Raw genomic sequence first — 24,051 nt, forward strand, 5'->3', positions numbered from 1 at the left:
TTCCTCACTGTTGGGGGGACTTGCGAGTCTTGGGACCTCGCGAGTCTACCGCGCGGGGCGACCGCTCCCCCGGGGCCGTGTGCTTGAGGTCGGTCACGCGCATCCTCCGGGCGCCGGCGCGACCGCCCCGGACGCCACGGGTCCTCTCGCGGGACCGCCGCCGGGCTCAGGAGCCCAGGACCACCCCGGCGGCCTCGACCGGCGTCGTGTCGCTCGTGTCGACGAGGGCGTCGGCAAGCTCCCGGCACCGGGCCTCGCGCTCGTGCAGCGCCTGGACGAACTCGTGGTGCACGTTGCCCAGGCCGACTGAGCGCGGCGCGTCCAGGCCGTTGCGGGTGGACAGGCGGCGGGTGCTCGCGGTCAGGGCGACGACCCGGCCACCGGCCTCCCGGAGCTGGGAGAGGGCGGCGACGACGTCCTCGTCGCCGAGGCAGCCGGAGCCGAGGGCGACCACGCCTGGGCGGGCGGTCGCCTCGGACAGGAGAGCGAGCGCGGTGGCGCTCTCCACCTCGCGGTAGCGGGGCTCCGGGACCGCGACGAGGGCGAGCTCGGGCGTGATATTGAGCTCCTCGGCGACGATGGCCGCGAGGTCTGCCGCGGGGGCACCCGTGAGCTCGGCGAGGGCCTCGGCGACGCTCGTGCAGCCGGCGCCGGGCGCGCCGACGAGGACGACGGAGGAGGTGAGGCTGGGCGCGATCGTGGTCACGCGGCGGCTCCCTTCGCGGTGACGGACTCGTGGGCGGCCCGCAGGATCTCGACCCCGGGCTCGACGCCCCGCGCCGGGGCGGCCACCTCGTCGAGGAGGACCATGCGGATGACGCCGGCACGGACCTTCTTGTCCGAGCGCATGACGTCGAGCACCTCGTCGAAGCGCCCGGAGCCCTCGGGGAAGGAGGTGCGCAGGCCCGCGGCCGCGAAGGCCTCGCGGTGCAGCGCGACGACGTCGGCGTCGAGACGGCCCAGCCGGTGGGCGACCTCGGCGGCGAAGACGCAGCCGACGGCGACGGCCTCGCCGTGGCGCCACGTGTACCCCGAGACGGTCTCGACGGCGTGGGCGTAGGTGTGCCCGTAGTTGAGGATCTCGCGCAGGCCCGCCTCGGTCAGGTCCTCACCGACGACCGCGGCCTTGACGGCCACGGAGCGGGCGACAAGCTCGGCCAGGACGGGGGCGTCCCAGCGGGTGAGCGCAGCGGCGTCGTCGGCGTCTGACAGCACCCGGTCCAGGATGACCGGATCGGCGATGAAGCCGCACTTGATGACCTCGCCGAGGCCGGCGCGCAGCTCGTCGGCGGGCAGCGTCTCGAGGGCGTCGAGGTCGCACACGACGGCCGAGGGGGCGTGGAAGGCCCCGACGAGGTTCTTGCCGTGCGCGGTGTCGATCCCGGTCTTCCCTCCGACGGCCGCGTCGACCATCGCGAGGAGGGTCGTGGGGACCTGGACGACGGGCACGCCGCGCAGCCAGGTGGCGGCGGCGAAGCCGGCCAGGTCCGTCGTCGCTCCCCCGCCGACGGCGACGACGCAGCCGTCACGGCCCATGCGCATGGCGCCGAGAGCCTCCCAGGCCGTGTCGAGCACGGCAGTGGTCTTGGAGGCCTCGCCTCCGGGGACGACGACGTCCTCGACGCGCAGGCCCGCGGCGCGCAGGGCGTCGACGTAGCCGTCGGCCGTCCCGGCGAGCTCGACGGCGTGGACGACGGCGACCCCGCCGGCGCCGGCCCCCGTGGCGGCACGCACGCCGGCGAGCACCTCGTCGGCGAGTCCGTTCCCGATCACGACGTCGTAGGGGCGGACGCCGTTGACGGTGAGGCGCAGCCGTCCGTCGGCGTCCGGCTCGAGGGACCGGGACGGAGGGACCAGCACGGAGTCGTGCGCGGGGCCGCCGCCGGCGGCTGCCGGTGCGGCCGAGCCCGTGCTCGGGGCGCCGGCGCCGTGGACCCGCCGTGATGCGGCGCCCGCGGCGGACAGGGCGCGTGCCGTGTCAGGCGCGTCGGCTCCGAGGGCGACGAGGACGAGCGCGGCCACCTGCTCGGGAGTGAGGCCGTCCGTGGGCACGACGACGTCGGCGACCTCCGCGTAGAGCGGCGAGCGCTGCTGGTGGAGGGCCTCCATGCGCGCGAGGACGGCGGCGCGCCCGGTGCCTGGGTCCGCGGGCGTGGCTGAGGGGTGCTCCGCGGCCGCCTCTGCGGCGTCGGAGTCGGCTCCTGCCTCGGTGCCCGGGGCCACGAGGGGGCGTCCGGTGCCGTCGCCGACGTGGGCGGCGGCCGTCTCAGGACTGGCCGAGAGGTGCACGACGGTGCGAGGGCCGAGCATCGTCCGGTTCTCCTCGCGGAGGATGGCACCGCCACCGAGCGCGATGACGCCCTGGGCTCCCGTCTCGGACTCGAGGACGGCGCGCAGGGCTTGGGTCTCGCGGTCGCGGAAGCCGTCCTCACCCTCCGCCGCGAAGATCTCGGGAATGGTCATGCGGGAGCGGCGGCGGATCTCGGCGTCGGTGTCGGTGACCTGGACACCGAGGGCTGAGGCGAGGAGCCGGGCCACGGTCGTCTTGCCCGCGCCGGGGAGGCCGACGAGGACGAGGGGGAGGTCGTCGCCGTCGACGGCGACGCGGGGGGCGGGACGGTGGTTGGACATGGGCGTTCTCCTCAGACGGTTCCCGCGCTCACCACTGGGTCCTCTCCGCGAGGCGGGCGCGGTAGGCCTCGAGGTTGCGGCGTGCCTCGGTCACCGAGTCGCCCCCGGTCTTCTCCATGAGGGCGTCGGCCAGGACGAGCGCGACCATCGCCTCGGCGATGACGGCGCCGGGGACGACGGCGGTCGTGTCGGAGCGCTGGTGGAGGCCGGTGGCCTCCTCACCCGTGGCGAGGTCGACGGTGCGCAGGGCGCGCGGGACGGTGGAGATGGGCTTGATGGCGGCGCGGACGACGACCGGCGAGCCGTTGGAGGTGCCGCCCTCGATCCCGCCGGCGCGGTTGCTGGCGCGGGTGACGGTCCCGGCGGCGACCTCGAGGATCTCGTCGTGGGCCTGCGAGCCTCGGCGTGCCGACTCAGCGAAGCCGTCGCCGATCTCGACGCCCTTGACGGCCTGGATCCCCATGAGGGCGGCGGCGAGGCGGGCGTCGAGCCTGCGGCTCGCGTCGACGTGCGTGCCCAGGCCGATGGGCACGCCGGTGGCGATGACCTCGACGACGCCCCCGAGCGTGTCGCCGTCCTTCTTGGCGGCGTCGATCTCGGCCACCATGGCCGCTGAGACGGCAGGATCGGTGCAGCGGCACGGGTCGGCGGAGAGCCGGCCCTCGTCGTCGGGCACAGGGCGGGGCGCGTCGTCGGGCAGGGCGACGGAGCCGACGCGGACGACGTGCGAGACGAGGCGGATCCCGGCGACCTGCTCGAGGAGCGCCTCGGCGACGGCTCCGAGCGCGACGCGGGCGGCGGTCTCCCGGGCGCTCGCGCGCTCGAGGACGGGGCGGGCGTCGGGCAGGTCGTACTTGAGGAGCCCCGGCAGGTCGGCGTGGCCGGGCCGGGGCTTGGTGAGGGGCCGGTTGCGGGCGATCTCGCGCTCGTCACCCGTGCCGGCGTCCTTGAGAAGGGCGGCTGGGTCGACCGGGTCGGCGCTCATGACCTCGCGCCACTTGGGCCACTCGGAGTTTCCGATCTGAAGGGCGATGGGGCTGCCGATGGTGGAGCCGTGCCGGATGCCGCCGAGGACGGCGAGCTGGTCCTGCTCGAACTTCTGACGGGCGCCGCGGCCGTGGCCGAGGCGGCGGCGGGCGAGGGCCGCCCGGACGTCGTCGCTCGTGAGCGCGACGCCGGCGGGGACCCCCTCGATGAGCGCGGTCAGGGCCTCGCCGTGCGACTCGCCGGCTGTCATCCATCGAAGCATGGGCCGATCATCCCACAGGCTCGGTGTCGCCCCGGGGCGTCGTCCGACCCGCGTCGGCAGGTGGTCAGCGCTCCGCGATCGCTGACAGGAGGGCGTCACGCATCGGGTCGGGATCCGGCCGACGTCCTGTCATGAGGGCGACCTGCGGGACGGCCTGGTGGAGGAGCATGAGCCAGCCGGGTGCGACCGCGACCCCACCGGCCGAGAGAGCGGCGCCGAGCTCGGTGGGCCAGGGGGCGTAGACGACGTCGAGCGCGGCAGCACCTGCTCTGGCGCCGCCGCGGCGCTCGAGGGCGCGGGCCACCGGCGTCCCCAGCGAGTCGGCGGCGTGGGAGGGCAGGGTCGAGACGACGAGGTCGGCGTCCGCGACGGCGTCGGCGACCTCGTCGTCCGAGGCCGCCTCACCGGGACGCCACGTGATCGTGGTGATGTCGAGGCCCATGCGGTGGGCGGCGGTCATGGCGCGGCCGGGGCCGGCGTGGCGCCGCGCTGCGACGGTGATCTCGCCGGCACCGAGCTCGGTGAGGGCGGCGAGGGCTGAGCAGGCGGTGGCGCCGGAGCCGATGATGACGGCGCGGCGACCAGTGCGTCCCGCGGAGGCGCCCTGCTCGTCCGTGTGCCCGAAGCCCGTGCCGGCCACGGTCGGGGGCTCGGGCATGGTCTCGCGCAGGGCCTCGACCATGCCGGCGACGTCGGTGTTGAAGCCGGTCAGGAGGGCGGGCCCCCGGCCGGAGCGCTGGGCGACGACGGTGTTGGCCGCACCGACCATGCTCGCGAGCGGGTCGACGGCGTCGAGCTGCGGGAGCATGGCCTGCTTGTGCGGCATCGTCACGGACAGTCCGGTGCGGACCGGCCCCTCGCTGACGGGTGCCGCGAGCTCGGCGAGGACCCGGGCGAGCCCCGAGGGCTCCACGTCGCGCAGGTCGTACTCCCAGTCGGTCAGTCCGAGCGAGTCGTAGGCGGCTCGGTGAAGGACCGGCGAGAGGGAGTGCGCGGCCGGGTGGCCGATGACACCGGCGCGGAAACGGACGGGCGCGCTGCTGACGGTCACGGGCGTCTCAGCCCTTCGTGCTCGAGCTGCTGGGCGACGCGGAGGCGGTGGACCCGGAGCAGACCTCGGCGTTCTTCTTGCAGTACTCGGTGAGCTTCTCGGTGTTCTTCTTCTGCTCGTCGAGACTCGTCGCGAAGAGCGTCTCCCCGCTCTTGAGGTCGACGGTGACGAAGTAGAGCCAGTCGCCGGCGGGCGGGTCCATGACCGCCTTGAGGGCGTTCGAGCCGGGACTGCCGATCGGGGTGGGCGGCAGTCCCTGGTGCTTGTACGTGTTGTACTTGTTGGAGCTGTCCGCGACCTCGTCGGCGGTGGGGATGCCGCCGGTGCGTCCCAGGCCGTAGAGGACCGTGGAGTCCATCTGCAGGTAGCCCTTGGTCTCGGCGTTCTTCTTCGCAAGGCGGTTCTCGATGACGCGGGCGACCTGGCCGTAGTAGCTCGAGGAGGAGACCTCGCGCTCGACGATGGAGGCCTCGGTGAGGTCCTTCTCCCAGTTCTTCTCGTCGATGCCGAGGGACTTCAGGGTGCTCACCGTCTTGGAGACCATGGAGGCGACGACGTCCGTGGCGTCGGCGCCCTCGGGGACGTCGTAGGTGGACGGGGCGAGCCAGCCCTCGACGTCGCCGTCGGCGACGTCGGGCAGACCGATCGCGTCGGCGTCCTTGAAGGCGGCGTCCACCTCGCTGGAGGTGAAGCCCCCGACGCTGATGAGACGGTCCTTGACCTGGGCCTTCGTGGAGCCCTCCGGGATGGTCAGGGCGTGGTCCGACTTCGAGGCGGGGTCGAGGAGGGCGGCGACGGCGTCGGCCGCGGACATGTGGTTCTTGAGGCTGTAGGTGCCGGCCTGGATGCTCCCGGAGTGGGAGTTCGCGTTGTAGGCGTCGGTGAAGGCGCCCACCGAGGCGACGACGTCGGCGTCCTTGAGGACCTGACCGATCTCGGAGCCGGAGGCGCCGTCGGGGATGGTGACGACGACGTCATCCTCCCCGGTGCCCGAGTAGTCGGAGATCTGCGTCTGCTCGGCGGCGACGTCGCGCACGGAGCCGACGGCGCGCAGCCCGACCCACGCGACGCCGACGAGGACGAGTGCGAGGACGAGGAAGGAGATGACGCGGGCGCGCACGCGACGGCGGCGCCGGGCGCGACGGTCCTCGACGTCGGGCTCCTCGCCGGCGAGGACGGACTCGAGGCCGCCGTCGGTGTCCCCGTCGTTCGGGTCCGCGGTGGTCTCGTCCTCGTCCTCGGGCTCGTGGCCGAAGAGGTCGGAGCTGCTCATGGTCTGCCTCCCTGGGTCGGTGCGACGGGCTCCCCCGCGGGGCGCCCGGTCGTGCGCTCGGCCTCGAGGGCCTGGTTGAGGATGACGACGGCGGCGGCCTGGTCGACGACGCCGCGGAAGTCCTTCTCGTGACGGCCTGAGGCGTGCAGCGCCTGGTGGGCCGTGACGGTGGTGAGCCGCTCGTCGACGAGCCGCACGCGCACCGGGGTGATCATCCCGGCGAGCTCGCGGGCCCATCGGCGGGCGTCCTTGGTGGACGAGGAGCTGCCCCCGCCCATGTGCTTGGGGAGCCCGACGACGACCTCCATCGCGTCGTGCTCGGCGACGAGGTCCGCGGCCTCCTCGAGGTCGGCGCCGTACCGGTCGCGCCGGAGCGTGACGACGGGGACGGCGAGGATCGCCTCGGCGTCGCAGCGGGCGACGCCGACGCGGGCCTTGCCGACGTCGAAGGCGAGTCGGGTTCCGGGCCTCACGCTCGGCCCGTCAGGCGCCCAGCTCGCCGGCCACGGCGTGCAGGGCCGCGGGGACGGCGGTGGCGTCCTGGCCGCCGCCCTGGGCGAGGTCGGGCTTGCCGCCACCGCCGCCGCCGAGGGTCTTGGCGGCGAGGCGGACGAGGTCGCCGGCCTTGACGCCCTTGTCCCGAGCGGCCTGGTTCGTGGCGACGACGACGAGTGGGCGCTCGTTCGCGACGCCGGCCACGGCGACGACCGCCGGCTCGGACTCGCCGAGCCGGGAGCGGACGTCGAGGGCGAGGGTGCGCAGGGCGTCGGCGTTCCCGACGGTGCCGAGGTCGGCGGAGGCGAGGAGGACCTCGCCGGCGCGGGCGGCGCCGTCGACGATCTGGGAGGCACGGGCCATGATCTGGGCCTGCTCGGCGGCGGCCAGCTTCTTCTCGGCGTCCTTGAGCCGGGACATGAGACCCTCGATGCGCTCGGGGAGCTGGTCGGCGCGGGCTCCCACGAGGGTCGAGATCTGGGAGACGAGGGCGTGCTCCTTGGCCTGGAAGCCGTAGGCGCCGTCGCCGACGAGGGCGTCGATGCGGCGCACGCCGGAGCCGATGGAGGACTCGCCGAGGACCGCCACGCGGCCGATGTGGCCGGTGGAGGGCACGTGCGTGCCACCGCAGAACTCCACGTCGAAGCCGTCGCCGATGGTGACGACGCGGACCTCCTTACCGTACTTCTCGCCGAAGAGCGCGATGGCGCCTGTCTTGCGGGCGTCCTCGATGCTCATGACGTCGGTGCGCACGGTGAGGTCCTCGGCGAGCTTCTCGTTGACGAGGGACTCGATGTCGTCCACCTGGGCCCCGCTGAGGGCGGAGTTGTGGCGGAAGTCGAAGCGCAAGCGCGAGGGCGAGTTCTCGCTTCCGGCCTGGTCGGCGTGCTCCGAGACGACGTTGCGCAGGCCCGCGTAGACCATGTGGGTGCCGGTGTGGGCCCGGGCTATGGCGAGCCGGCGCACGGCGTCGATCTCGGCGTAGGCCTTCTCGCCCACGGCGGCCGTGCCCTCGGTGAGGGTGCCGCGGTGGACGGACAGGCCCTTGATGGGTGCCTGGACGTCCGCGACCTCGATGACGCCGCCGTCGGCGAGGCGGATGACGCCCTGGTCGGCGAGCTGACCGCCCATCTCGGCGTAGAAGGGGGTGCGGTCGAGCACGATCTCGACCTCGGCCGGGGCCGTGGCGACGGGGCTCGGGACGCCGTCGATGAGGATGCCGGTGACGGTGGCGTCGGCGGCGGTCTCGGTGTAGCCGAGGAAGGTGGAGCCGCCTCCCATCGTCTTCTCGATCTCCTGGAAGGCGCGGATGTCCGCGTGGCCGGTCTTCTTGGAGCGGGCGTCCGCGCGGGCGCGCTCCTTCTGCTCGTTCATGAGCGAGCGGAAGGCCTCCTCGTCGACGGAGACGCCCTGCTCGGCAGCCATCTCGAGGGTGAGGTCGATGGGGAAGCCGTAGGTGTCGTGGAGCGTGAAGGCCTCGGAGCCCGAGACGACGGCCTTACGGCCCGCCTTCTCGGCCGACTTCTTCGCGTCGGCGACGGCGGTGTCGAGGATGGTGGTGCCGGCGGCGAGGGTGCGGCGGAAGGCCTCCTCCTCGCCGTAGGCGACCTGGGAGATCTGGTCCCAGTTCGCCTCGAGCTCGGGGTAGGAGAGCTTCATGACGTCCTTGGAGCTCGTCAGGAGGGTCGGCATGGTCGCCTCGTCGACGCCGAGGAGGCGCATGGAGCGCACGGCGCGGCGGATGAGGCGGCGCAGGACGTAGCCGCGTCCGTCGTTGCCGGGGCGGACGCCGTCGCCGATGAGCATGAGGGAGGAGCGGACGTGGTCCGCGACGACGCGCATGCGGACGTCGTCGTCGTAGGCGGCACCGGCGGAGGGACCGGCCGCGCCGAGGCCGTACGTCTTGCCGGAGAGATCCTGGGCGGCGGCGATGACCGGCCAGACCTCGTCCGTCTCGTACATGTTCGGCTTGTCCTGCATGATGAAGGCGAGGCGCTCGAGGCCGGCACCGGTGTCGATGGCGGTCTTGTCAAGCTTCCCGACGAGCTCGAAGTCGTGACCGACGCCCTCACCCCGGATGAACTCGTCGAAGACGAGGTTCCAGATCTCGATGAAACGGTCGCCCTGGACGTCGACGACGGGGCCGCCGTCGGGCCCGAAGGCCGGGCCGCGGTCGTAGTGGATCTCGCAGCAGGCGCCGGCGGGGCCGGGCTGGCCGGTGGACCAGGAGATCTCCGCGAAGGGCAGCTTCTGGACGTGCTCGGCGGGGACGCCGATCTCCTTGGTGAGGTAGTTCCAGGCGACCTCGTCCTTCTCCCAGACGGTCATCCAGAGGCGGTCGCCGTCGAGGCCGTACTTGCCCTCGGCCACGGGACCGGTGAGGAGGTCCCAGGCGTAGCCGATGGCGCCCTCCTTGAAGTAGTCGCCGAAGGAGAAGTTGCCGTTCATCTGGAAGAACGTGCCGTGGCGGGTCGTCTTGCCGACGTTGTCGATGTCGTTGGTGCGGATGCACTTCTGGACGCTGGCGGCGCGCGGCCAGGGCGCCTGCTCGGTCCCCAGGATGTAGGGGATGAAGGGCACCATGCCGGCGACCGTGAACAGGATCGAGGGGTCCGGCGAGATGAGCGGGGCCGAGGGGCGGATCTCGTGGCCGTTCGCGGCGAAGTAGTCCAGCCAGCGGCTGCGGATCTCTGAGGTGCGCATCGGTTCCTCGTCCTGTTCGTGCTCGTGGTGCGCGTCCGTGCTCTGGGGGGCTCTCGGACGCTGCGTGGGTCAGGTGGACCGGGGGTGAGACTACCCCGGAAGGCGGGAACGCCCCGAGCCGGAGACCGGTTCGGGGCGTTCCCGGGCTGTCGCGCCGGGCGCGATCAGCGGGAGTAGTACTCGACGACCATCTGGACGTCGCAGGTCACCGGGACCTCGTCGCGCTTGGGGCGACGGACCAGGGTGGCCTGGAGCTTCTCGAGCTCGACGGAGAGGTAGTCCGGGACGGCCGGGAGGACGTCACGGTGGGTGCCGGCGGCGGCGATCTGGAAGGGGACCATCACCTGGGAGCGCGGGCGGACCTGGATGGTCTGGCCGGGCTTGACGCGGAAGGAGGGGCGGTCGACGACCTTGCCGTCAACGAGGATGTGACGGTGCACGACGTCCTGGCGGGCCTGGGCGATGGTGCGGGCGAAGCCGGAGCGCAGGACGAGGGCGTCGAGACGCATCTCGAGGAGCTCGACGAGGGACTCACCGGTCAGGCCCTTCTCGCGACGGGCCTCCTCGAACACGCGCTGGAGCTGGGCCTCGCGGATGCCGTACTGGGCGCGGAGGCGCTGCTTCTCCTTGAGGCGGACGGCGTAGTCCGACTCGGTGCGGCGGCGGGCGCGGCCGTGCTCGCCGGGGCCGTAGGGACGCTTCTCGAAGTAGCGGACGGCCTTGGGGGTCAGCGGGATGCCGAGGGCGCGCGAGAGGCGCACCTGACGGCGGGAGCGGGAGGAGCTCATGCTCGTCTCTTCTTCCTGTCGGAGTTGTTCGCACGTCGCGGGCGGGTGCCTGCGGCGCGGGGTCAGCCTCGTGACGCGCCGCTGCTGCGGCGCGGTGGGCCAGGACCCCAGGAGTGCCGTGCCGGGGAGCAGGTCCCTGGACGGCAGCCCTGAGACCCTAGCGGACGTCGCCGTGCCCGCGCACGCCGCGACGCCCCGGTGTGAGGCGATCCTCAGACCCCGGGGTGGTCGTCGGCCTCGTCTGCGGACGCCGCGGACGGCTCGTCCTCCCCCGCCCGCGCTGCGGGCTCCGTGAGCGAGAAGGCCACGGCCTCTCGCTCGCGCCGTCGACGCTGGCGCTCCTTGCGCAGGGTGTTGAGGACGACGCAGACGAGGAACAGGCTGAACAGGACGTTGCCCGTCGACGGGCTGATCGCGGCGGCCGTCATCGTGCCGAGGGGCGCCGCGACGGCGGCGCCGACCCCGACGACGAGCCCGGCGCGCAGGTCCACGACGCCGTGCCGGGCGTTGGACCAGGTGCCCGTGATCGCGGTCGGGATCATGACGAGGAGCGAGGTCCCCCGCGCCAGGAGGTCGCCCACGCCGACGATGAGCTCCAGCCCGGGCACGATGACGCTGCCACCGCCCACGCCGACGAGGCCGGAGAGCACGCCCGCCAGGAGGCCCACGCCCACGAGGCCCGCGCCACGGGCGGGGTCGAGGACGAGCGCGGCCTCGCGCACCGGCACCTGGAGCTGCTGCGAGACGATGACGAACAGGGCGAAGGCCACGAAGATCCAGGGCAGGACGCGTGCCGGGAGACGGCGCAGGAGCCAGGTGCCGATCTGCGCGCCGACGAGGGACCCGAGGACGAGGAGGACGGCGGCGACGAGCGAGACCTCGCCGCGCAGCGCGTAGGAGGTCGTGCCGACGGCGGCCGTGAGCACGATGGCGGCCAGCGAGGTGGCGGCAGCGCGGCGCTGGGACATGCCGAGCACGCCCATGAGGGCGGGGACGATGACGAGGCCGCCGCCCACGCCGAAGAGGCCGGAGAGGAAGCCCGCGGCGAGGCCGGTCACGAGGACGAGGAGCGACGTCCCCAGGCTGCCGCGGGTGGTGGCTGAGTCGGTCGGGCGGCTCACTGCCGCTCCGTGATCCGGCGCACCGCGTCGAGCCGGGCCGCGATCTGCTTCTCGAAGCCGTTGGCGGTGGGCTCGTAGTAGCGGGTGCCGTCGAGCTCGTCCGGCAGGTACTGCTGGGCGACCACGGCGTGGGGGAAGTCGTGCGGGTAGCGGTAGCCGGCCCCGTGACCGAGCTTCTCCGCGCCCGCGTAGTGCGCGTCGCGCAGGTGGGGCGGGACCGCTCCCCCGCGGCCCGCCGCGACGTCCTTCATGGCGGCGCCGATGCCCGTGGTCACGGCGTTGGACTTCGGGGCGGTGGCGACGGCGAGTGCCGCCTCCGCCAGGACGAGCTGCGCCTCGGGCATGCCGATGAGAGCGACAGCCTGCTGCGCGGCGACGGCGGTCTGGAGGACGGTCGGGTCCGCCAGACCGACGTCCTCGGCCGCGTGGATCGTGATCCGGCGGGCGATGTAGCGGGGGTCCTCCCCCGCAGCCATCATGCGGGCCAGGTAGTGGAGCGTCGCGTCGGGGTCGGACCCGCGCATGGACTTGATGAACGCGGAGACCACGTCGTAGTGCTGGTCGCCCTGGCGGTCGTAGCGCACGGCGGCGACGTCGGCGGCCTGCTCGACGTCGGCGAGGGTGATGGCCGGGGCGTGCGCGTGCGAGGCCCCGGCGCCGTCCTCGTCGCCCTCCCCGTCCGCGGCGGGGCCGCGGGCAGCGAGGACCGCCCCGGCCGCGGCCTCCAGGACGGTGAGCGACTTGCGCGCGTCGGAGCCGGCCATCCGGATGACCTGCTCACGAGCGTCGTCGTCGATGGTGACGGCCCCGGCCAGACCACGCTCGTCGGCCACGGCGCGGTCGATGAGGGCGCGGACGTCGTCGGGGGCCAGCGGGCGGAGGGTGAGCAGGAGGGAGCGCGACAGGAGTGGGGACACCACCGAGAAGCTCGGGTTCTCCGTGGTGGCGGCCACGAGGGTGACCCATCGGTTCTCCACGCTGGGCAGGAGGGCGTCCTGCTGCGAGCGGGAGAAGCGGTGCACCTCGTCCACGAAGAGGACGGTCTCCTCCCCCGAGGCGGTCAGGCGGCGGCGCGCGTCCTCGACGACGGCTCGCACGTCCTTGACGCCGGCCGTCACGGCGGAAAGCTCGACGAAGCGCCGTCCGGACCCGCGGGCGACCAGGTAGGCGAGGGTCGTCTTGCCCGTGCCAGGCGGTCCCCACAGGACGACGGAGGAGACGCCCGCGCCGCGGCCCGCGCCCGGGCCGGCCGGCTCGACGAGACGACGCAGCGGCGATCCCTGCGCGAGGAGGTGGGACTGCCCGAGGACCTCGTCGAGGGTGCGCGGGCGCATGCGCACGGCCAGGGGCGCGTGGGCGTCGACGGGCAGGCCGACGTCGTCCGTTCCCGCCGACTCGAAGAGATCCATGCGGCCGAGACTATCGCCACGGCACCGGTGGCACGCAGCCGGACCGACGTCGGTCGTCGCACCCAGGATGCGAGAATGGGCAGGTGCTGGAGCATCTCGCCAACAGGGTCGTCAAGGACGCGTGGGTCGTCGTCGGGGCCTGGGCAGCCCTCGCGGCGCTCCTGCTCACGCTGACGCTCACTGGCTTCGGCGGCAAGGCCCTCTTCGACCGGCTCGAGGGCGGGACCGTCGGCGTCGACGGCACCGAGTCCGCGCAGGGGCAGGAGCTCCTCGACACGCTGGCGGGCGACGGGGTGACCGTCACTCTCGCGGTCACGGGCACGGACCTGACCGACCCGGCGGTCGTCACCGGGATCACCTCGGACCTCGGTCCGACCCACCGAGCGCTCACCCGTCTCGTCGGCGAGGGCTCGGTCCTCGACCCCTTCATCATTCCCGGTGGCCTCACCGAGCCCGCCGCGCAGGTCCTCGCCTCGAAGCACCAGGACGGCTTCCTCGTCGTCGTGACGGTCGACCCGAACGGGGACGAGGTCGCCTCCGCGGACGACGAGCAGTACCACGAGCAGCTCGACGAGCTCGTCGGGAAGGTGGAGGACCGCCTGCGCGAGGTGCCGGCCGCGTTGCACGACGTCGCACCGGGCGCTCGCGGAACGGTCTCCGACGACGCCCTCCTCCAGTCCGCCGTGACCGACCAGGTCGAGAAGGACCTCGTCACCGGCGAGCTCATCTCGCTGCCGCTGTCCCTTCTCATCATGGTCCTCGTCTTCGGCGGGTTCCTCGCCGCGGGGATGCCGCTCATCGGAGCCCTTGCGGCGATCGCCGGCTCGCTCGGCGTCCTGTACGGGCTGACGTACGTCATGGACCTGCAATCCTTCGTCGTCACCATCGTGACGGTCATCGGCCTGGGCCTGTCGATCGACTACGGGCTCCTCATCACCTCGCGCTACCGGGAGGAGCTCGCCCGCCTCGACGCGGCTGAGACCGTGGGAGACGGCGTCGGGGAACGGCGTCTCCGCCGTCGCCCCGTCGTCGCGACGGCCATGAGGACGACGATCATGACGGCGGGACGGACGGTCGTGTTCTCGGCCCTCACCGTCGCCATCGGCATGCTGGGGCTGCTCCTCATGGGCACGAGCGTCCTGCGCTCGATCGGGCTGGCCGGAGTCGCGGTGGTCCTCATCGCGGGGGCCGCCGCCGTCACGCTCGTCCCCGCCGTCCTCGTCCTGCTCGGCGACCGTCTGCGGCGGCCCTCCGTCCTGTCCAGGGTCCCGCTGCTCGGCTCCCTCCAGCGCCGCATGGGGGACGTGACCAGCGAGGAGGGCTTCTTCTCCCGCCTGGCGCACGCCGTGCGCCGCGTGCCGTGGGTGGTACTCGTCGCCTGCCTCGCCCTGCTCGTCGTCCTGGCGGCTCCGGTGCGCCACCTGCACATGCTGTCATCGACGACCGAGATGCTGCCGCCCCACTCGGACCAGCGCGACTACGTGCGGGTCCTCGCTGAGGACTACCCCGCGGCCACGCAGCCCGACGCGACACTGGTCATCGCCGGCACGGGCCAGCGGGTCACGAGCTACGTCGGACGCGTCGCGCAGGCCGAGAGCGTCGACTCGGTCCTCTCAACGGCGACCGCCGGCAGCTACACGGTCGTCTACCTCGACCTGGCCGGAGAGCCCTCGAGCAGCGAGGCCGAGGAGGCCGTGGCCGCCGTCCGGGACGTCCCGGCGCCTGCGGATCGCTGGGTGACCGGTCAGGCGGCGACGCAGCTCGACTTCCGGCACGCCATCGAGCACGGGCTGCCGTGGGTGCTCGGCACCATCGTCGCTGCGACCTTCATCCTGCTGTTCCTCATGACCGGATCGGTGCTCGTCCCCCTCAAGGCGCTCGTCATCAACTTGATCTCGCTGGCGGCCTCGATGGGCGCGCTCACCTGGGTCTTCCAGGAGGGGAACCTCACGGGGCTGCTCGGCTTCACCCCGGTGGGCGGCCTGGAGAGCTACGTCGTCATCACGGCGGTCTGCGTGGGCTTCGGGCTCGCCATGGACTACGAGGTCTTCCTCCTGGCCCGCATCAAGGAGTACTGGGACGCGGGCTGCGACAACGACACCGCGGTGGAGCTGGGCCTGCAGCGCTCGGGGCGCGTCGTGACCTCGGCCGCGCTCATCATGGTGACGGTGTTCCTGGGCTTCGTCGCCGGGGACCTGCGCGTGGTCAGGGAGATCGGGGTGGCGATGGCGGTCATCGTGGCGCTGGACGCGACCCTCGTGCGCCTCCTGCTCGTGCCCGCGACGATGACGCTGCTCGGCCGTTGGAACTGGTGGGCGCCGGCCCGCATGCGCGGGTGGTACGAGCGCTACGGGGTCGGGCACGAAGAGGCCTCGCGGCTCAGCCGCCCCGGCGCTCACGCGCTCAGGCGCGCCGGCCGGGCTCGGCGGAGCTGAGGAGCCACAGGAGGTAGAAACCGCCGAGCGCCGAGGTGAGCAGGCCCACAGGGATCTGGAAGGGGCTCAGGAGCCGGCCCGCCGCCAGGTCCGCACCCAGCAGGAGCGCGGCGCCGACGGCGCCGGCGGGCAGCACCCCCAGACCCGTCGTGCGGGTCAGCCGCGCGGCCACCTGGGGCGCGGCGAGCGCGAGGAAGCCGATCGGGCCGGACACCGCGACGCACGCGGAGGCGAGGACCACGCCGTAGCCGATGAGGACGAGCCGGGTACGCGCCACGCGCATCCCGAGCCCGGCGGCGGCGTCGTCCCCCAGCTCCAGGACGCGGCCGGGGACGGCCAGCACGAGCCCCAGGGGCAGGACGATGGCGATGAGCACGAGCAGGGGCCGCACGCTCGCCCACGTGATGGCGTTCAAGCTGCCGTGCTGCCAGGTGCGTGCCGCCTCGGCGGACTCCAGGTCGGAGGCCGCGAGGAGGTAGTCGTTGAGCGCGGCGAGCATCTGCCCCACGGCGATGCCCACCAGGATGAGGGTCTCACCGCGCAGGCGGCTGCGAGCGCCCAGCGCGATGACGAGGACCGCGGTGAGGGCGCCGCCCAGCACGGCACCCAGCGAGGTCGCCCCGATCGACGTCGAGCCGAGGACGAGGAGGGCCAGGATCCCCCCGGTGCTCGCCCCTCGGGTGAATCCGACGACGTCCGGGCTGCCCAGGGGGTTGCGGGAGACCGACTGGAAGAAGGCGCCTGAGACCCCGAGCGTCCCTCCGATGGCGAGGGCCGCCACCACGCGCGGCAGGCGCTGGTCCAGCACGATGTACCGCGCCGTCGGGTCACCGGAGCCCCGCAGGATGGTGAGCAGCCCGCGAGGGCTGACCGGGAAGGTGCCGGTGCTCAGGCCCACGAGGACGCCGAGGCCGGCGACGAGGAGCGCGCCGAGGGTGACCAGGAGCGAGCGGCGACGCAGTAGGAGGCTCCAGCGCCGGCCCAGGACGAGCTGCCCGGGAGGCGCGACGGGCCGGTCGGGCTGGACGGGCAGGGCGGGAACACGGCGGCGGGTCATGCGGACCTCCGGCCAAGCGCGAGGCCGATGAGCACCGGAGCCCCGATGAAGGCCGTGACGACCCCGGCCTCCAGCTCGGCGGGCCGGACCAGGACGCGCCCCACGACGTCGGCGGCCAGCAGCAGGAGGGGACCCGCGAGCAGCGACCAGCCCAGCAGGTGGCGCTGGTCGGCGCCGACCATCAGGCGCACGATGTGCGGCACGACGAGGCCGATGAAGGAGATGGGTCCCACGGCGGCGGTCGCGCCGCCGCACAGGAGGGTGATCGTGACGAAGGCCAGCAGGCGCGTGCCGACCACGTTGACGCCGAGCGCGCGGGCCGTCTCCTCCCCCAGGACCAGGGCGTTGAGCGGCCGGCCCAGACCCAGGGCGAGCAGCAGGCCGGCCGCGAGGGCCGGCGAGACCGCCACCAGGGTGCCGAGGTCGCGGCCCGCCAGGGAACCGACGACCCACGTGCGGTAGGAGTCGAAGGCCGCCGAGTCGTAGAGCGTGACCGTGCCGGTGACCGAGCTGAGGCTCGCGGCCAGAGCGACGCCGGCCAGGAGGAGTCGCACGGAGTCCTCCCCAGCGGCGCGGCGCGCGAGCAGGTAGACCATGGCCGCGGCCACTGCCGCCCCGAGCAGCGCGAAGGGCAGGGTGCCCGAGGCGCTCGTGCGGCCCAGCGCCGCGATCGCGATGACGACGCCGAGGGCGGCGCCCGCGCTCACCCCGAGCACGCCGGGCTCAGCCAGCGGGTTGCGCGTGAGCGCCTGCATGACGACGCCGGCGACGGCGAGCGCGGCGCCGGCCGCGAGCGCGAGGAGCGTGCGGGGCAGGCGCAGCTGCCACACGATGACCGCGGGCACGCTCGTATCGTGCGCCAGCAGGCCGTGCCACGCCTGGCCGAGCGTGAGGTCCCGCGAGCCGAGGGCGAGGCTGGCCAGGAGCAGGACGAGCAGCGTCCCGACCAGCAGAGCAGCGCCGAGCGCGGGCCGGGCCCGGGTCAGCCGGTCGGGCAGGGGGCGGGAGGGCATGAACATGAGGGTAGCCTTACCTCATGACCCCTTCGCACACCCTCTCCCCCACCTCCCCGTCCGCCCTGGCCGACCTGGCCGCCCGGCCCCTGACGCGACGCGGCCTCGTCGGCCTCGGCTCCGCCGCGGTCCTCGCCTCGCTCGCCGCGTGCGGCTCCTCCTCGGGCGGCACCGCCGACGCCACCGCGAGCAGCGGCGCGTCCGCCGGCGGCGCCTCCGCCGCAGCCTCCGGGCCAGCCGCCGAGGACTCCGCCACCGGCGTGCCGGCCACCCTCAGCCCCGGCATGGGATCCGGCGCCGCTGACGGCGTCTTCCCCCGGGACGTCGTGCACTACCAGGGCACGACGACGATCACGGCGGCACCGAGCAAGGTCGTCGTCCTGTCCACGGGACAGGCGGACGCCATGCTCACCCTCGGGATGTGCCCCATCGGCTCGTCGGCCGCCTCCGGCACGGATGCCCCGGTCCCCCAGTACCTCCAGGACGCCTTCCCCGAGCAGGCGGCCGCGATCAAGGCGATCACATACGTCGGCTCACGGATGGAGCCCGACGTCGAGGCGATCGCCGCCCTGCACCCGGACCTCATCCTGGTCAACATCGCTGGCAAGGATGACGCCGCCGCCATGTACACCTCTCTCAGCGCGGTCGCCCCGACGGTCGCCACCCACGGCACCGGGCAGTACTGGAAGGTCGACTTCCTGCTGCTGGCCGACGCGCTGGGCAAGCGGGAGGCAGCGCAGGCGGAGATCGACGCCGTGACGGCCGCCGCCGCCTCGGCAGGGGCGGGTCTGACCTCCCCCGGCACCGTCTCGCTGCTGCGCAAGAACGGTGACAAGCTGCGCGTCTTCGGACCCCTGTCCTTCCCCGGGTCGCTCGTGGCCGAGATGGGTCTGGCCCGGCCGGCCTCCCAGCAGTTCACCACCGGCGTCTCCACCGACCTGTCCGAGGAGACCCTGGACCAGGCCGACGGCGACTGGTTGCTCTACGCCGTCCAGGGCGGGGACGAGTCGGAGGCCACCGCGCTGCCGCTGTGGTCCTCGCTGGGCGCCGTCAGCGCCCACCACGCCGTCGAGGTCGACGACGACCCCTTCTTCCTCAACGCCGGCCCCCGTGCCGCGCGGACGGTGATCTCCGCGACCGCGGCCGCCCTCGCCTCATGACCCGGTCACGCGCACCGGAGCAGGTCCCCTCACCGGTGCTGGCAGCGCGGGGGCTGCGGGCCGGCTACGCCGAGCGCGACGTCATCACGGACCTCGACGTGCGCGTGGAGGCCGGGTCCTTCACCGTCATCGTCGGCCCCAACGCCTGCGGGAAGTCGACGCTGCTGCGCTCGCTGAGCAAGGTGCTGCCCCCGCGCGCGGGGCAGGTGCTCCTCGACGGCGCCGAGATCGCGTCCATGCGGCCCAAGGCCTTCGCCCGCGAGGTCGGGTTCCTCTCCCAGTCCTCGACGGCGCCGGAGGGCGTCACGGTGCACGAGCTTGTCTCGCGGGGGCGCTTCCCCCACCAGTCCGTGCTCCACCAGTGGTGCCAGGAGGACGACGCGCAGGTGCGCCTCGCCATGGAGCGCACACACGTCGCTGACCTGGCGACGAGGCGGGTGGGCGACCTGTCCGGCGGGCAGCGCCAGCGCGTGTGGATCGCCATGGCGCTCGCGCAGCAGACCCGCGTGCTGCTCCTGGACGAGCCGACGACGTACCTCGATCTGGCTCACCAGGTCGAGGTGCTCGAGCTGTGCCGCGAGCTCAACCAGCGCCTGGGGACCACCATCGTCGCGGTCCTGCACGACCTCAACCAGGCGTGCCGCTACGCGGACCACCTCGTGGCGATGCGCGAGGGAAGGATCGTGGCGCGGGGCGCGCCGGCGGAGGTGGTGACGGCCCAGTGCGTCGAGGCCGTCTTCGGGCTGCCGGTGAGCGTGATCAAGGACCCGCTCACGGGCACGCCGCTCGTGCTCTCGGCTCCGCCGCGCCGCTACTCGGCGAGCCCGGAGGGGGTTCCGCCCCGCCTGCGCAGGGCGGTCTGAGCGCGGCCGCGGGGAGCCGGCCCACCTAGAGCCACCTAGAGCACAGAGGCGTCCCCCGCGCCCTCGCGCAGCACCTCGGGGACGTCGCTGGTCAGGTCGAGCACCGTCGTCGGCTCGGTGGAGCCCACGGGGCCCTCGATGACGACGTCCAGGAGATGACCCAGGCCGTCCTGCACCTCCCAGCCACTGCTCTCAGGCTCCTCGTTGCCGGGCAGGATGAGGGTCGAGGACAGGATCGGTGCGCCGAAGCCGGCCACGATCGCCTGGGTGATTGCGTGGTCCGGGATCCGCACGCCCAGGGTGTGCTTGGTGGGGTTGAGCGTCATCCGCGGCACCTCCCGGGTTCCGCGCAGGATGAAGGTCCACGGCCCGGGAGTCAGGCGCTTGACGAGCCGGAAGGCGTTGTTGCCGATGATCGCCAGCGGCCCGGCCTGGGCAAAGTCGGCGCAGACGAAGGTGAAGTTGTGCTTGTCGTCGAGCCGGCGGATCTGCCGGATACGATCCAGACCGGCCTTGTTGCCGGGCGCGCAGGCCAGGGCGTACCCCGAGTCGGTGGGATAGGCGACGAGCCCGCCCCCGCGCAGGGTGTCGACGATCCTCGTGATGAGCCGCGCCTGGGGGTTGACGGGGTGGAGCTCGACATAGCGTGACATGGGGCCATTGTGCCGCCAGTCACGTCGTCGTGCCGTCTCCGGAAGCCCAGGTGCTGAGGTTGCTCACGACGAATCGCCCGCCGTCCCAGGTGAAGTCGGCCGTCCCACTGCCGCTCGCGCAGGCGTGGCAGGTGCCGTCGCCGTCCATGGACTCGCCGTCCCACTGCACGGAGAAGCCGTTGGGGATGCCCACCAGGGTGCCGCTGGTCGGCACCCGGCTGTAGTCCTGGTCCCCGAGCCCGTCCTCGCGCAGGTCCGAGACCATGACCGGCGTGAGGCTCGCGTCGTACAGGGTGATCGTGGCGACCGAGGCGTTCCCACCGCTCAGGCACTGGAAGTCGACGACCCGGTAGGCGGCGCCGTCCACCATGGTGCTCGTCGTCTGCTCGATGAGGACCTCGCCTCCCAGGTCACTCAGGGGCGCGACCCCGTCGGTGAAGCGCAGCGGGAGGTCACCGCTGCCCCAGGTGCATGCCGCAGGCACCGTGATCCCGCCGTTGCGAACCTCGTCCTCGCTCGGGGCCGTGGAGGCCGGCGCGGCGCTGGAGCCGGACTGCGTGAGCCCGGTGGCGGAGGACGAGGCCTGCATGAGCGGGGGCGGCGTCGTCGCTGCGTCCGGCGTCGCAGCGTTCGACGTCACGGCCGGAACGGACACAGAGGGACCGACCGCAGTGACGCCGTCCGAGGAACCATCAGAGGCTGCGCCGCAGCCCGCGAGGAGGAGCGGCAGGACGAGGAGGGTCGTCGCGACGACGCGTCGGCTGCCGCGACGGCCGCGGAGGGAGCCGGGTCGGGTGTGTGGGAGCACACGCTGATTCTGCCCTGTCTCCCACGCTCCCGGGCGCGTGCGGGAGGTGCTGGCGACAACGCACCTGCCCCGGCCGGCGCGCGGAAGCCAGCCCGGGCACAGTGCGCCCGCCACCGCCACCGCCGCCGGTCAGCCGGCCACGGTGATCTGGATCTTGACGTCGCCCGGCCGGCCCTCGGCGACCCGCTCGAAGGCGTCGACCGCGTGGTCCATGTCGAAGGTGTGCGTGATGAAGGGCGCCAGGTCGATCTTCCCTGCCGCGACCAGGTCGATCGCCCGCTGGTAGACGTTGGCGTAGCGGAAGACGCTCTCGATGCGCGTCTCGCGGGCCTGGACCTCGGTGACGTCGACGCTCACCGGCTCCACGGGGATGCCGACCAGCACGGTGCGGTTGCCGGGCGCGCCGATCCGCCACAGGTTCGTGTAGGCGCTCGGGTGGCCCGAGCACTCGAAGACGACGTCGGCGCCCCACCCGCTCGTCCGCTCCTGAACGGCGTCGAGCAGGCTCCGCTCGCGCCCGTCGACGGCGGTGACGCCCTCGATGCCCGAGGCGATGGCGAGCTTCTCTGCGGAGACGTCGGAGATCAGCACGCTGGACGCGCCCCCGGCCAGCGCCGCGGCCGCCGTGAGCAGCCCGATGGTGCCCGCCCCGCTCACGGCGACGACGTCGCCGGGGCTGATCGCGGCCTTCGTGGCGGCGTGCATCCCGACGGCGAGCGGCTCGAGCAGCGCGCCCTGCCCGAAGGAGACGGACGGCGGCAGGTGGTAGGTGAAGGCGGCCGGGTGGACGACCTCCTCGACGAGGCAGCCGTCCACCGGCGGGGTGGCCCAGAACGAGACGGAGGGGTCGACGTTGTACATGCCCGCTCGCTAGGCGCGCGAGCTGAGGTCCGGGACGCCGGGCTCCATCGCGACGCGGTCGCCCACCGCGAAGTCCTCGACGCCCTCACCGACCTCGAGCACGGTGCCGGAGGCCTCGTGGCCCAGGATCATCGGTGCCTCGACGACGTAGCGCCCGATCCGTCCGTGCGTGTAGTAGTGCACGTCCGAGCCGCAGATGCCCACGGTGTGCGGGGCGATCCTCAGCTGGCCCGGGCCGACGACAAGGTCGTTCTCGACCTCGCGGACGGCGATCTCGTGCTGCTTCTCCAGGACGACGGCCTTCATCACTGCTCTCCTCGTGGCACTGGGCGTGACCGAGGCCGGACCGGCGCCGGTCACCACCCAGCATGCCACCGGGGAGCGAGGCCGGTCCGGCAAATGACGAGGGGCCCGGAACGATGACGTTCCGGGCCCCTCGCCTGGTCCTGGCGGGCGCGCCGCTCAGCTGGCGTCGGCGGGCTGAGCCTTGGCCTCGGCCGCGGCCGCCTTCGCAGCGGCTCGCTTGTCCTCCTTGGTCTCGGGCTCGGCGTCCACGCCGGCCTCCTTGCGCTGCTCCGGGGAGATCGGGGCGGGCGCCTCGGTAAGCGGGTCGTAGCCGCCACCGGACTTCGGGAAGGCGATGACGTCGCGGATCGACTCGGCCTTGGTCAGCAGGGAGACGATGCGGTCCCAGCCGAAGGCGATGCCGCCGTGCGGCGGGGCGCCGAACTGGAAGGCGTCGAGCAGGAAGCCGAACTTTTCCTGCGCCTCCTTCTCGCCGATCCCCATGACCTTGAAGACGCGCTCCTGGACGTCGTGGGAGTGGATACGGATCGAGCCGCCGCCGATCTCGTTGCCGTTGCAGACGATGTCGTAGGCGTAGGCGAGCGCGTTGCCGGGGTCCTGGTCGAAGGAGTCGAGCCACTCGGGCTTCGGTGAGGTGAAGGCGTGGTGCACGGCGGTCCAGGCGGACTTGCCGAGCGCGACGTCACCCTCGGCCTTGGCCTCGGCGGAGGGCTTGAACAGCGGGGCGTCGACGACCCAGGTGAAGGCCCAGGCGTCGTCGTCGATGAGGCCGCAGCGCTTGCCGACCTCGAGACGGGCCGCGCCCAGGAGGGCGCGGGAGGCGTCCACCTTGCCGGCCGCGAAGAAGATCGCGTCGCCCGGGTTGGCGCCCGTGGCGGCGGCGAGGCCCTCGCGCTCGGCGTCCGTGATGTTCTTGGCGACGGGGCCGCCGAGGGTGCCGTCGTCGGCGATGGTGACGTAGGCGAGGCCCTTGGCACCGCGGGACTTGGCCCAGTCCTGCCACGCGTCGAAGGTGCGGCGGGACTGCGAGGCGCCGCCGGGCATGACGACCGCGCCGACGTACTCGTTCTGGAAGACGCGGAAGGTCGTGTCCTTGAAGTACTCGGTGAGGTCGACGAGCTCGAGGCCGAAGCGGAGGTCCGGCTTGTCCGAGCCGTACCTCTCCATCGCGTCCTTGTAGGTCATGCGCGGGATCGGCGTCGGGAGGTCGTAGCCGATGAGGGCCCAGACCTCCTTGAGGACGTCCTCGGCGACGGCGATGACGTCGTCCTGCTCGGCGAAGGACATCTCGACGTCGAGCTGGGTGAACTCGGGCTGACGGTCGGCGCGGAAGTCCTCGTCGCGGTAGCAGCGGGCGATCTGGTAGTAGCGCTCCATGCCGGCGACCATGAGGAGCTGCTTGAACAGCTGAGGGCTCTGCGGCAGCGCGTACCAGGAGCCGGGAGCGAGACGGGCCGGGACGAGGAAGTCGCGGGCGCCCTCGGGGGTGGAGCGGGTCAGTGTCGGCGTCTCGATCTCGACGAAGTCGTGGGAGTCGAGGACGCGGCGCGCCGCCTGGGAGACCTTGGAGCGCAGGCGGATGGCGTGCTGCATGCTCGAGCGGCGCAGGTCGAGGTACCGGTACTTGAGGCGGGTCTCCTCACCGACCTGGCCGGCGTCCTCAGCGTGGTCGGAGACCTGGAAGGGCAGCGGGGCGGAGGGGTTGAGGATCTCGACGTCGGAGACGACGACCTCGATCTCGCCCGTGGGGAGGTTGGGGTTCGCGTTGCCCTCGGGGCGGGCCGAGACCTCGCCGGTGACCTTGAGGACGTACTCGGCGCGCAGGTCGTGGGCGACCTCCTCGCGGATGACGACCTGGGCGATGCCCGAGGCGTCCCGGAGGTCGATGAAGGCGACGCCTCCGTGGTCGCGGCGGCGGTCCACCCAGCCCGTGAGGGTGACGGTGGTGCCGATGTCGGCGGCGCGCAGGGAGCCTGCGTTGCGGGTTCGCAGCACGATGCTGTGTTCCTTCCAGCTGGGGGCACTGGTTCCGGTGCCCGGCGAGGCGCACCGCGAGACGGGCGGGCGCCGGCGCGATCCTATCGCCGTGGACCTGGGGGTCCCGAGCCCGGGCAGGGCGGGGTGATGGGGGCAACACGCCCACGCGAGCGCCGACGGGGCGCTCCAGGACGCCGG

General features: G+C 73.2%; 20 protein-coding genes. 3 read left to right on the top strand and 17 right to left on the bottom strand.

Going from position 1 to position 24,051, the window contains the following annotated elements; all coding sequences use genetic code 11:
- Nucleotides 1-166: 166 nt before the first annotated feature.
- From IXW69_RS06745 to IXW69_RS06790, 10 genes are all read right to left on the bottom strand, one after another.
- A complete protein-coding gene (locus tag IXW69_RS06745) occupies nt 167-706 on the bottom strand; it encodes a shikimate kinase (protein WP_323745215.1) in 540 nt (179 codons plus the stop codon).
- Nucleotides 703-2,631, bottom strand: coding sequence for a 3-dehydroquinate synthase (gene aroB / locus IXW69_RS06750; RefSeq protein ID WP_194785595.1), 1,929 nt, complete (start codon nt 2,629-2,631; stop codon nt 703-705). Before aroB ends, IXW69_RS06745 begins: the two co-directional genes overlap by 4 nt.
- Before the next feature lie 28 nt (nt 2,632-2,659).
- A complete protein-coding gene (gene aroC / locus IXW69_RS06755) occupies nt 2,660-3,880 on the bottom strand; it encodes a chorismate synthase (RefSeq protein ID WP_194785596.1) in 1,221 nt (406 codons plus the stop codon).
- Nucleotides 3,881-3,944: 64 nt separating this feature from the next.
- Nucleotides 3,945-4,931: a shikimate dehydrogenase gene (locus IXW69_RS06760; protein ID WP_194785597.1), complete on the bottom strand. Its 987-nt coding sequence runs from the start codon at nt 4,929-4,931 to the stop codon at nt 3,945-3,947.
- Between the two features lie 7 nt (nt 4,932-4,938).
- Nucleotides 4,939-6,204, bottom strand: a complete 1,266-nt coding sequence (gene mltG, locus IXW69_RS06765; protein WP_194785598.1) for an endolytic transglycosylase MltG — start codon at nt 6,202-6,204, stop codon at nt 4,939-4,941.
- Entirely contained in the window at nt 6,201-6,677 is a 477-nt protein-coding gene (ruvX, locus tag IXW69_RS06770) for a Holliday junction resolvase RuvX (protein ID WP_194785599.1), read from the bottom strand. Before ruvX ends, mltG begins: the two co-directional genes overlap by 4 nt.
- 10 nt (nt 6,678-6,687) lie before the next feature.
- Nucleotides 6,688-9,402: an alanine--tRNA ligase gene (gene alaS, locus IXW69_RS06775; protein WP_194785600.1), complete on the bottom strand. Its 2,715-nt coding sequence runs from the start codon at nt 9,400-9,402 to the stop codon at nt 6,688-6,690.
- Nucleotides 9,403-9,566: 164 nt separating this feature from the next.
- Nucleotides 9,567-10,190 carry a 30S ribosomal protein S4 gene (rpsD, locus tag IXW69_RS06780; protein WP_194785601.1) on the bottom strand — a complete coding sequence of 208 codons (624 nt, stop codon included), beginning with the start codon at nt 10,188-10,190 and terminating at the stop codon, nt 9,567-9,569.
- A gap of 212 nt (nt 10,191-10,402) precedes the next feature.
- On the bottom strand, nt 10,403-11,311 hold the full coding sequence (locus IXW69_RS06785; protein ID WP_194785602.1) for a sulfite exporter TauE/SafE family protein: 909 nt from the start codon (nt 11,309-11,311) through the stop codon (nt 10,403-10,405).
- The gene (locus IXW69_RS06790; protein WP_194785603.1) at nt 11,308-12,720 is read right to left on the bottom strand and encodes a replication-associated recombination protein A; all 1,413 of its coding nucleotides are present in this window, start codon (nt 12,718-12,720) and stop codon (nt 11,308-11,310) included. Before IXW69_RS06790 ends, IXW69_RS06785 begins: the two co-directional genes overlap by 4 nt.
- Before the next feature lie 83 nt (nt 12,721-12,803).
- Between IXW69_RS06790 and IXW69_RS06795 the strand changes: the two genes are divergently transcribed.
- Nucleotides 12,804-15,155, top strand: a complete 2,352-nt coding sequence (locus IXW69_RS06795) for an MMPL family transporter (protein ID WP_194785604.1) — start codon at nt 12,804-12,806, stop codon at nt 15,153-15,155.
- On the opposite strand, the gene IXW69_RS06800 is transcribed toward IXW69_RS06795, so the two are convergent.
- Both IXW69_RS06800 and IXW69_RS06805 read right to left on the bottom strand, forming a co-directional pair.
- On the bottom strand, nt 15,124-16,212 hold the full coding sequence (locus IXW69_RS06800; RefSeq protein WP_194785605.1) for a FecCD family ABC transporter permease: 1,089 nt from the start codon (nt 16,210-16,212) through the stop codon (nt 15,124-15,126). The genes IXW69_RS06795 and IXW69_RS06800 overlap by 32 nt on opposite strands.
- On the bottom strand, nt 16,209-17,225 hold the full coding sequence (locus tag IXW69_RS06805; protein ID WP_194785606.1) for a FecCD family ABC transporter permease: 1,017 nt from the start codon (nt 17,223-17,225) through the stop codon (nt 16,209-16,211). Before IXW69_RS06805 ends, IXW69_RS06800 begins: the two co-directional genes overlap by 4 nt.
- Nucleotides 17,226-17,248: 23 nt before the next feature.
- Between IXW69_RS06805 and IXW69_RS06810 the strand changes: the two genes are divergently transcribed.
- Nucleotides 17,249-18,385, top strand: coding sequence for an ABC transporter substrate-binding protein (locus tag IXW69_RS06810; RefSeq protein ID WP_194785607.1), 1,137 nt, complete (start codon nt 17,249-17,251; stop codon nt 18,383-18,385).
- Nucleotides 18,382-19,248: an ABC transporter ATP-binding protein gene (locus IXW69_RS06815; protein WP_194785608.1), complete on the top strand. Its 867-nt coding sequence runs from the start codon at nt 18,382-18,384 to the stop codon at nt 19,246-19,248. The genes IXW69_RS06810 and IXW69_RS06815 overlap by 4 nt, the downstream gene beginning before the upstream one ends.
- 35 nt (nt 19,249-19,283) lie before the next feature.
- Here the strand turns inward: IXW69_RS06815 and IXW69_RS06820 are convergent, their stop codons facing one another.
- From IXW69_RS06820 to aspS, 5 genes are all read right to left on the bottom strand, one after another.
- Entirely contained in the window at nt 19,284-19,901 is a 618-nt protein-coding gene (locus IXW69_RS06820) for an L-threonylcarbamoyladenylate synthase (RefSeq protein WP_194785609.1), read from the bottom strand.
- Nucleotides 19,902-19,920: 19 nt separating this feature from the next.
- Complete coding sequence (locus IXW69_RS06825; protein WP_194785610.1) at nt 19,921-20,709, bottom strand: hypothetical protein; 789 nt, start codon at nt 20,707-20,709, stop codon at nt 19,921-19,923.
- A gap of 129 nt (nt 20,710-20,838) precedes the next feature.
- Nucleotides 20,839-21,570 carry a zinc-binding dehydrogenase gene (locus tag IXW69_RS06830; RefSeq protein WP_228524983.1) on the bottom strand — a complete coding sequence of 244 codons (732 nt, stop codon included), beginning with the start codon at nt 21,568-21,570 and terminating at the stop codon, nt 20,839-20,841.
- Nucleotides 21,571-21,579: 9 nt separating this feature from the next.
- On the bottom strand, nt 21,580-21,876 hold the full coding sequence (locus IXW69_RS11620; protein ID WP_228524985.1) for an alcohol dehydrogenase catalytic domain-containing protein: 297 nt from the start codon (nt 21,874-21,876) through the stop codon (nt 21,580-21,582).
- A 156-nt stretch (nt 21,877-22,032) separates the two neighbouring features.
- Nucleotides 22,033-23,871: an aspartate--tRNA ligase gene (gene aspS, locus IXW69_RS06835; protein ID WP_194785611.1), complete on the bottom strand. Its 1,839-nt coding sequence runs from the start codon at nt 23,869-23,871 to the stop codon at nt 22,033-22,035.
- Nucleotides 23,872-24,051 lie beyond the last annotated feature (180 nt).

Origin of the sequence: Actinomyces haliotis (genome assembly GCF_015355765.1) — a bacterium.
GTDB classification, from domain to species: domain Bacteria; phylum Actinomycetota; class Actinomycetes; order Actinomycetales; family Actinomycetaceae; genus Actinomyces; species Actinomyces haliotis.

Bases quoted from the DNA above. Each gene is read 5' to 3' on its own strand.
- IXW69_RS06810 (WP_194785607.1), top strand. From the start codon at position 17,249: ATGACCCCTTCGCACACCCTCTCCCCCACCTCCCCGTCCGCCCTGGCC.
- aroC (WP_194785596.1), bottom strand. From the start codon at position 3,880: ATGCTTCGATGGATGACAGCCGGCGAGTCGCACGGCGAGGCCCTGACC.
- IXW69_RS06790 (WP_194785603.1), bottom strand. From the start codon at position 12,720: ATGGATCTCTTCGAGTCGGCGGGAACGGACGACGTCGGCCTGCCCGTC.
- IXW69_RS06815 (WP_194785608.1), top strand. From the start codon at position 18,382: ATGACCCGGTCACGCGCACCGGAGCAGGTCCCCTCACCGGTGCTGGCA.
- IXW69_RS06820 (WP_194785609.1), bottom strand. From the start codon at position 19,901: ATGTCACGCTATGTCGAGCTCCACCCCGTCAACCCCCAGGCGCGGCTC.
- IXW69_RS06805 (WP_194785606.1), bottom strand. From the start codon at position 17,225: ATGCCCTCCCGCCCCCTGCCCGACCGGCTGACCCGGGCCCGGCCCGCG.
- IXW69_RS11620 (WP_228524985.1), bottom strand. From the start codon at position 21,876: ATGAAGGCCGTCGTCCTGGAGAAGCAGCACGAGATCGCCGTCCGCGAG.
- mltG (WP_194785598.1), bottom strand. From the start codon at position 6,204: ATGAGCAGCTCCGACCTCTTCGGCCACGAGCCCGAGGACGAGGACGAG.
- aroB (WP_194785595.1), bottom strand. From the start codon at position 2,631: ATGTCCAACCACCGTCCCGCCCCCCGCGTCGCCGTCGACGGCGACGAC.
- alaS (WP_194785600.1), bottom strand. From the start codon at position 9,402: ATGCGCACCTCAGAGATCCGCAGCCGCTGGCTGGACTACTTCGCCGCG.
- IXW69_RS06830 (WP_228524983.1), bottom strand. From the start codon at position 21,570: ATGTACAACGTCGACCCCTCCGTCTCGTTCTGGGCCACCCCGCCGGTG.
- IXW69_RS06800 (WP_194785605.1), bottom strand. From the start codon at position 16,212: ATGACCCGCCGCCGTGTTCCCGCCCTGCCCGTCCAGCCCGACCGGCCC.
- rpsD (WP_194785601.1), bottom strand. From the start codon at position 10,190: ATGAGCTCCTCCCGCTCCCGCCGTCAGGTGCGCCTCTCGCGCGCCCTC.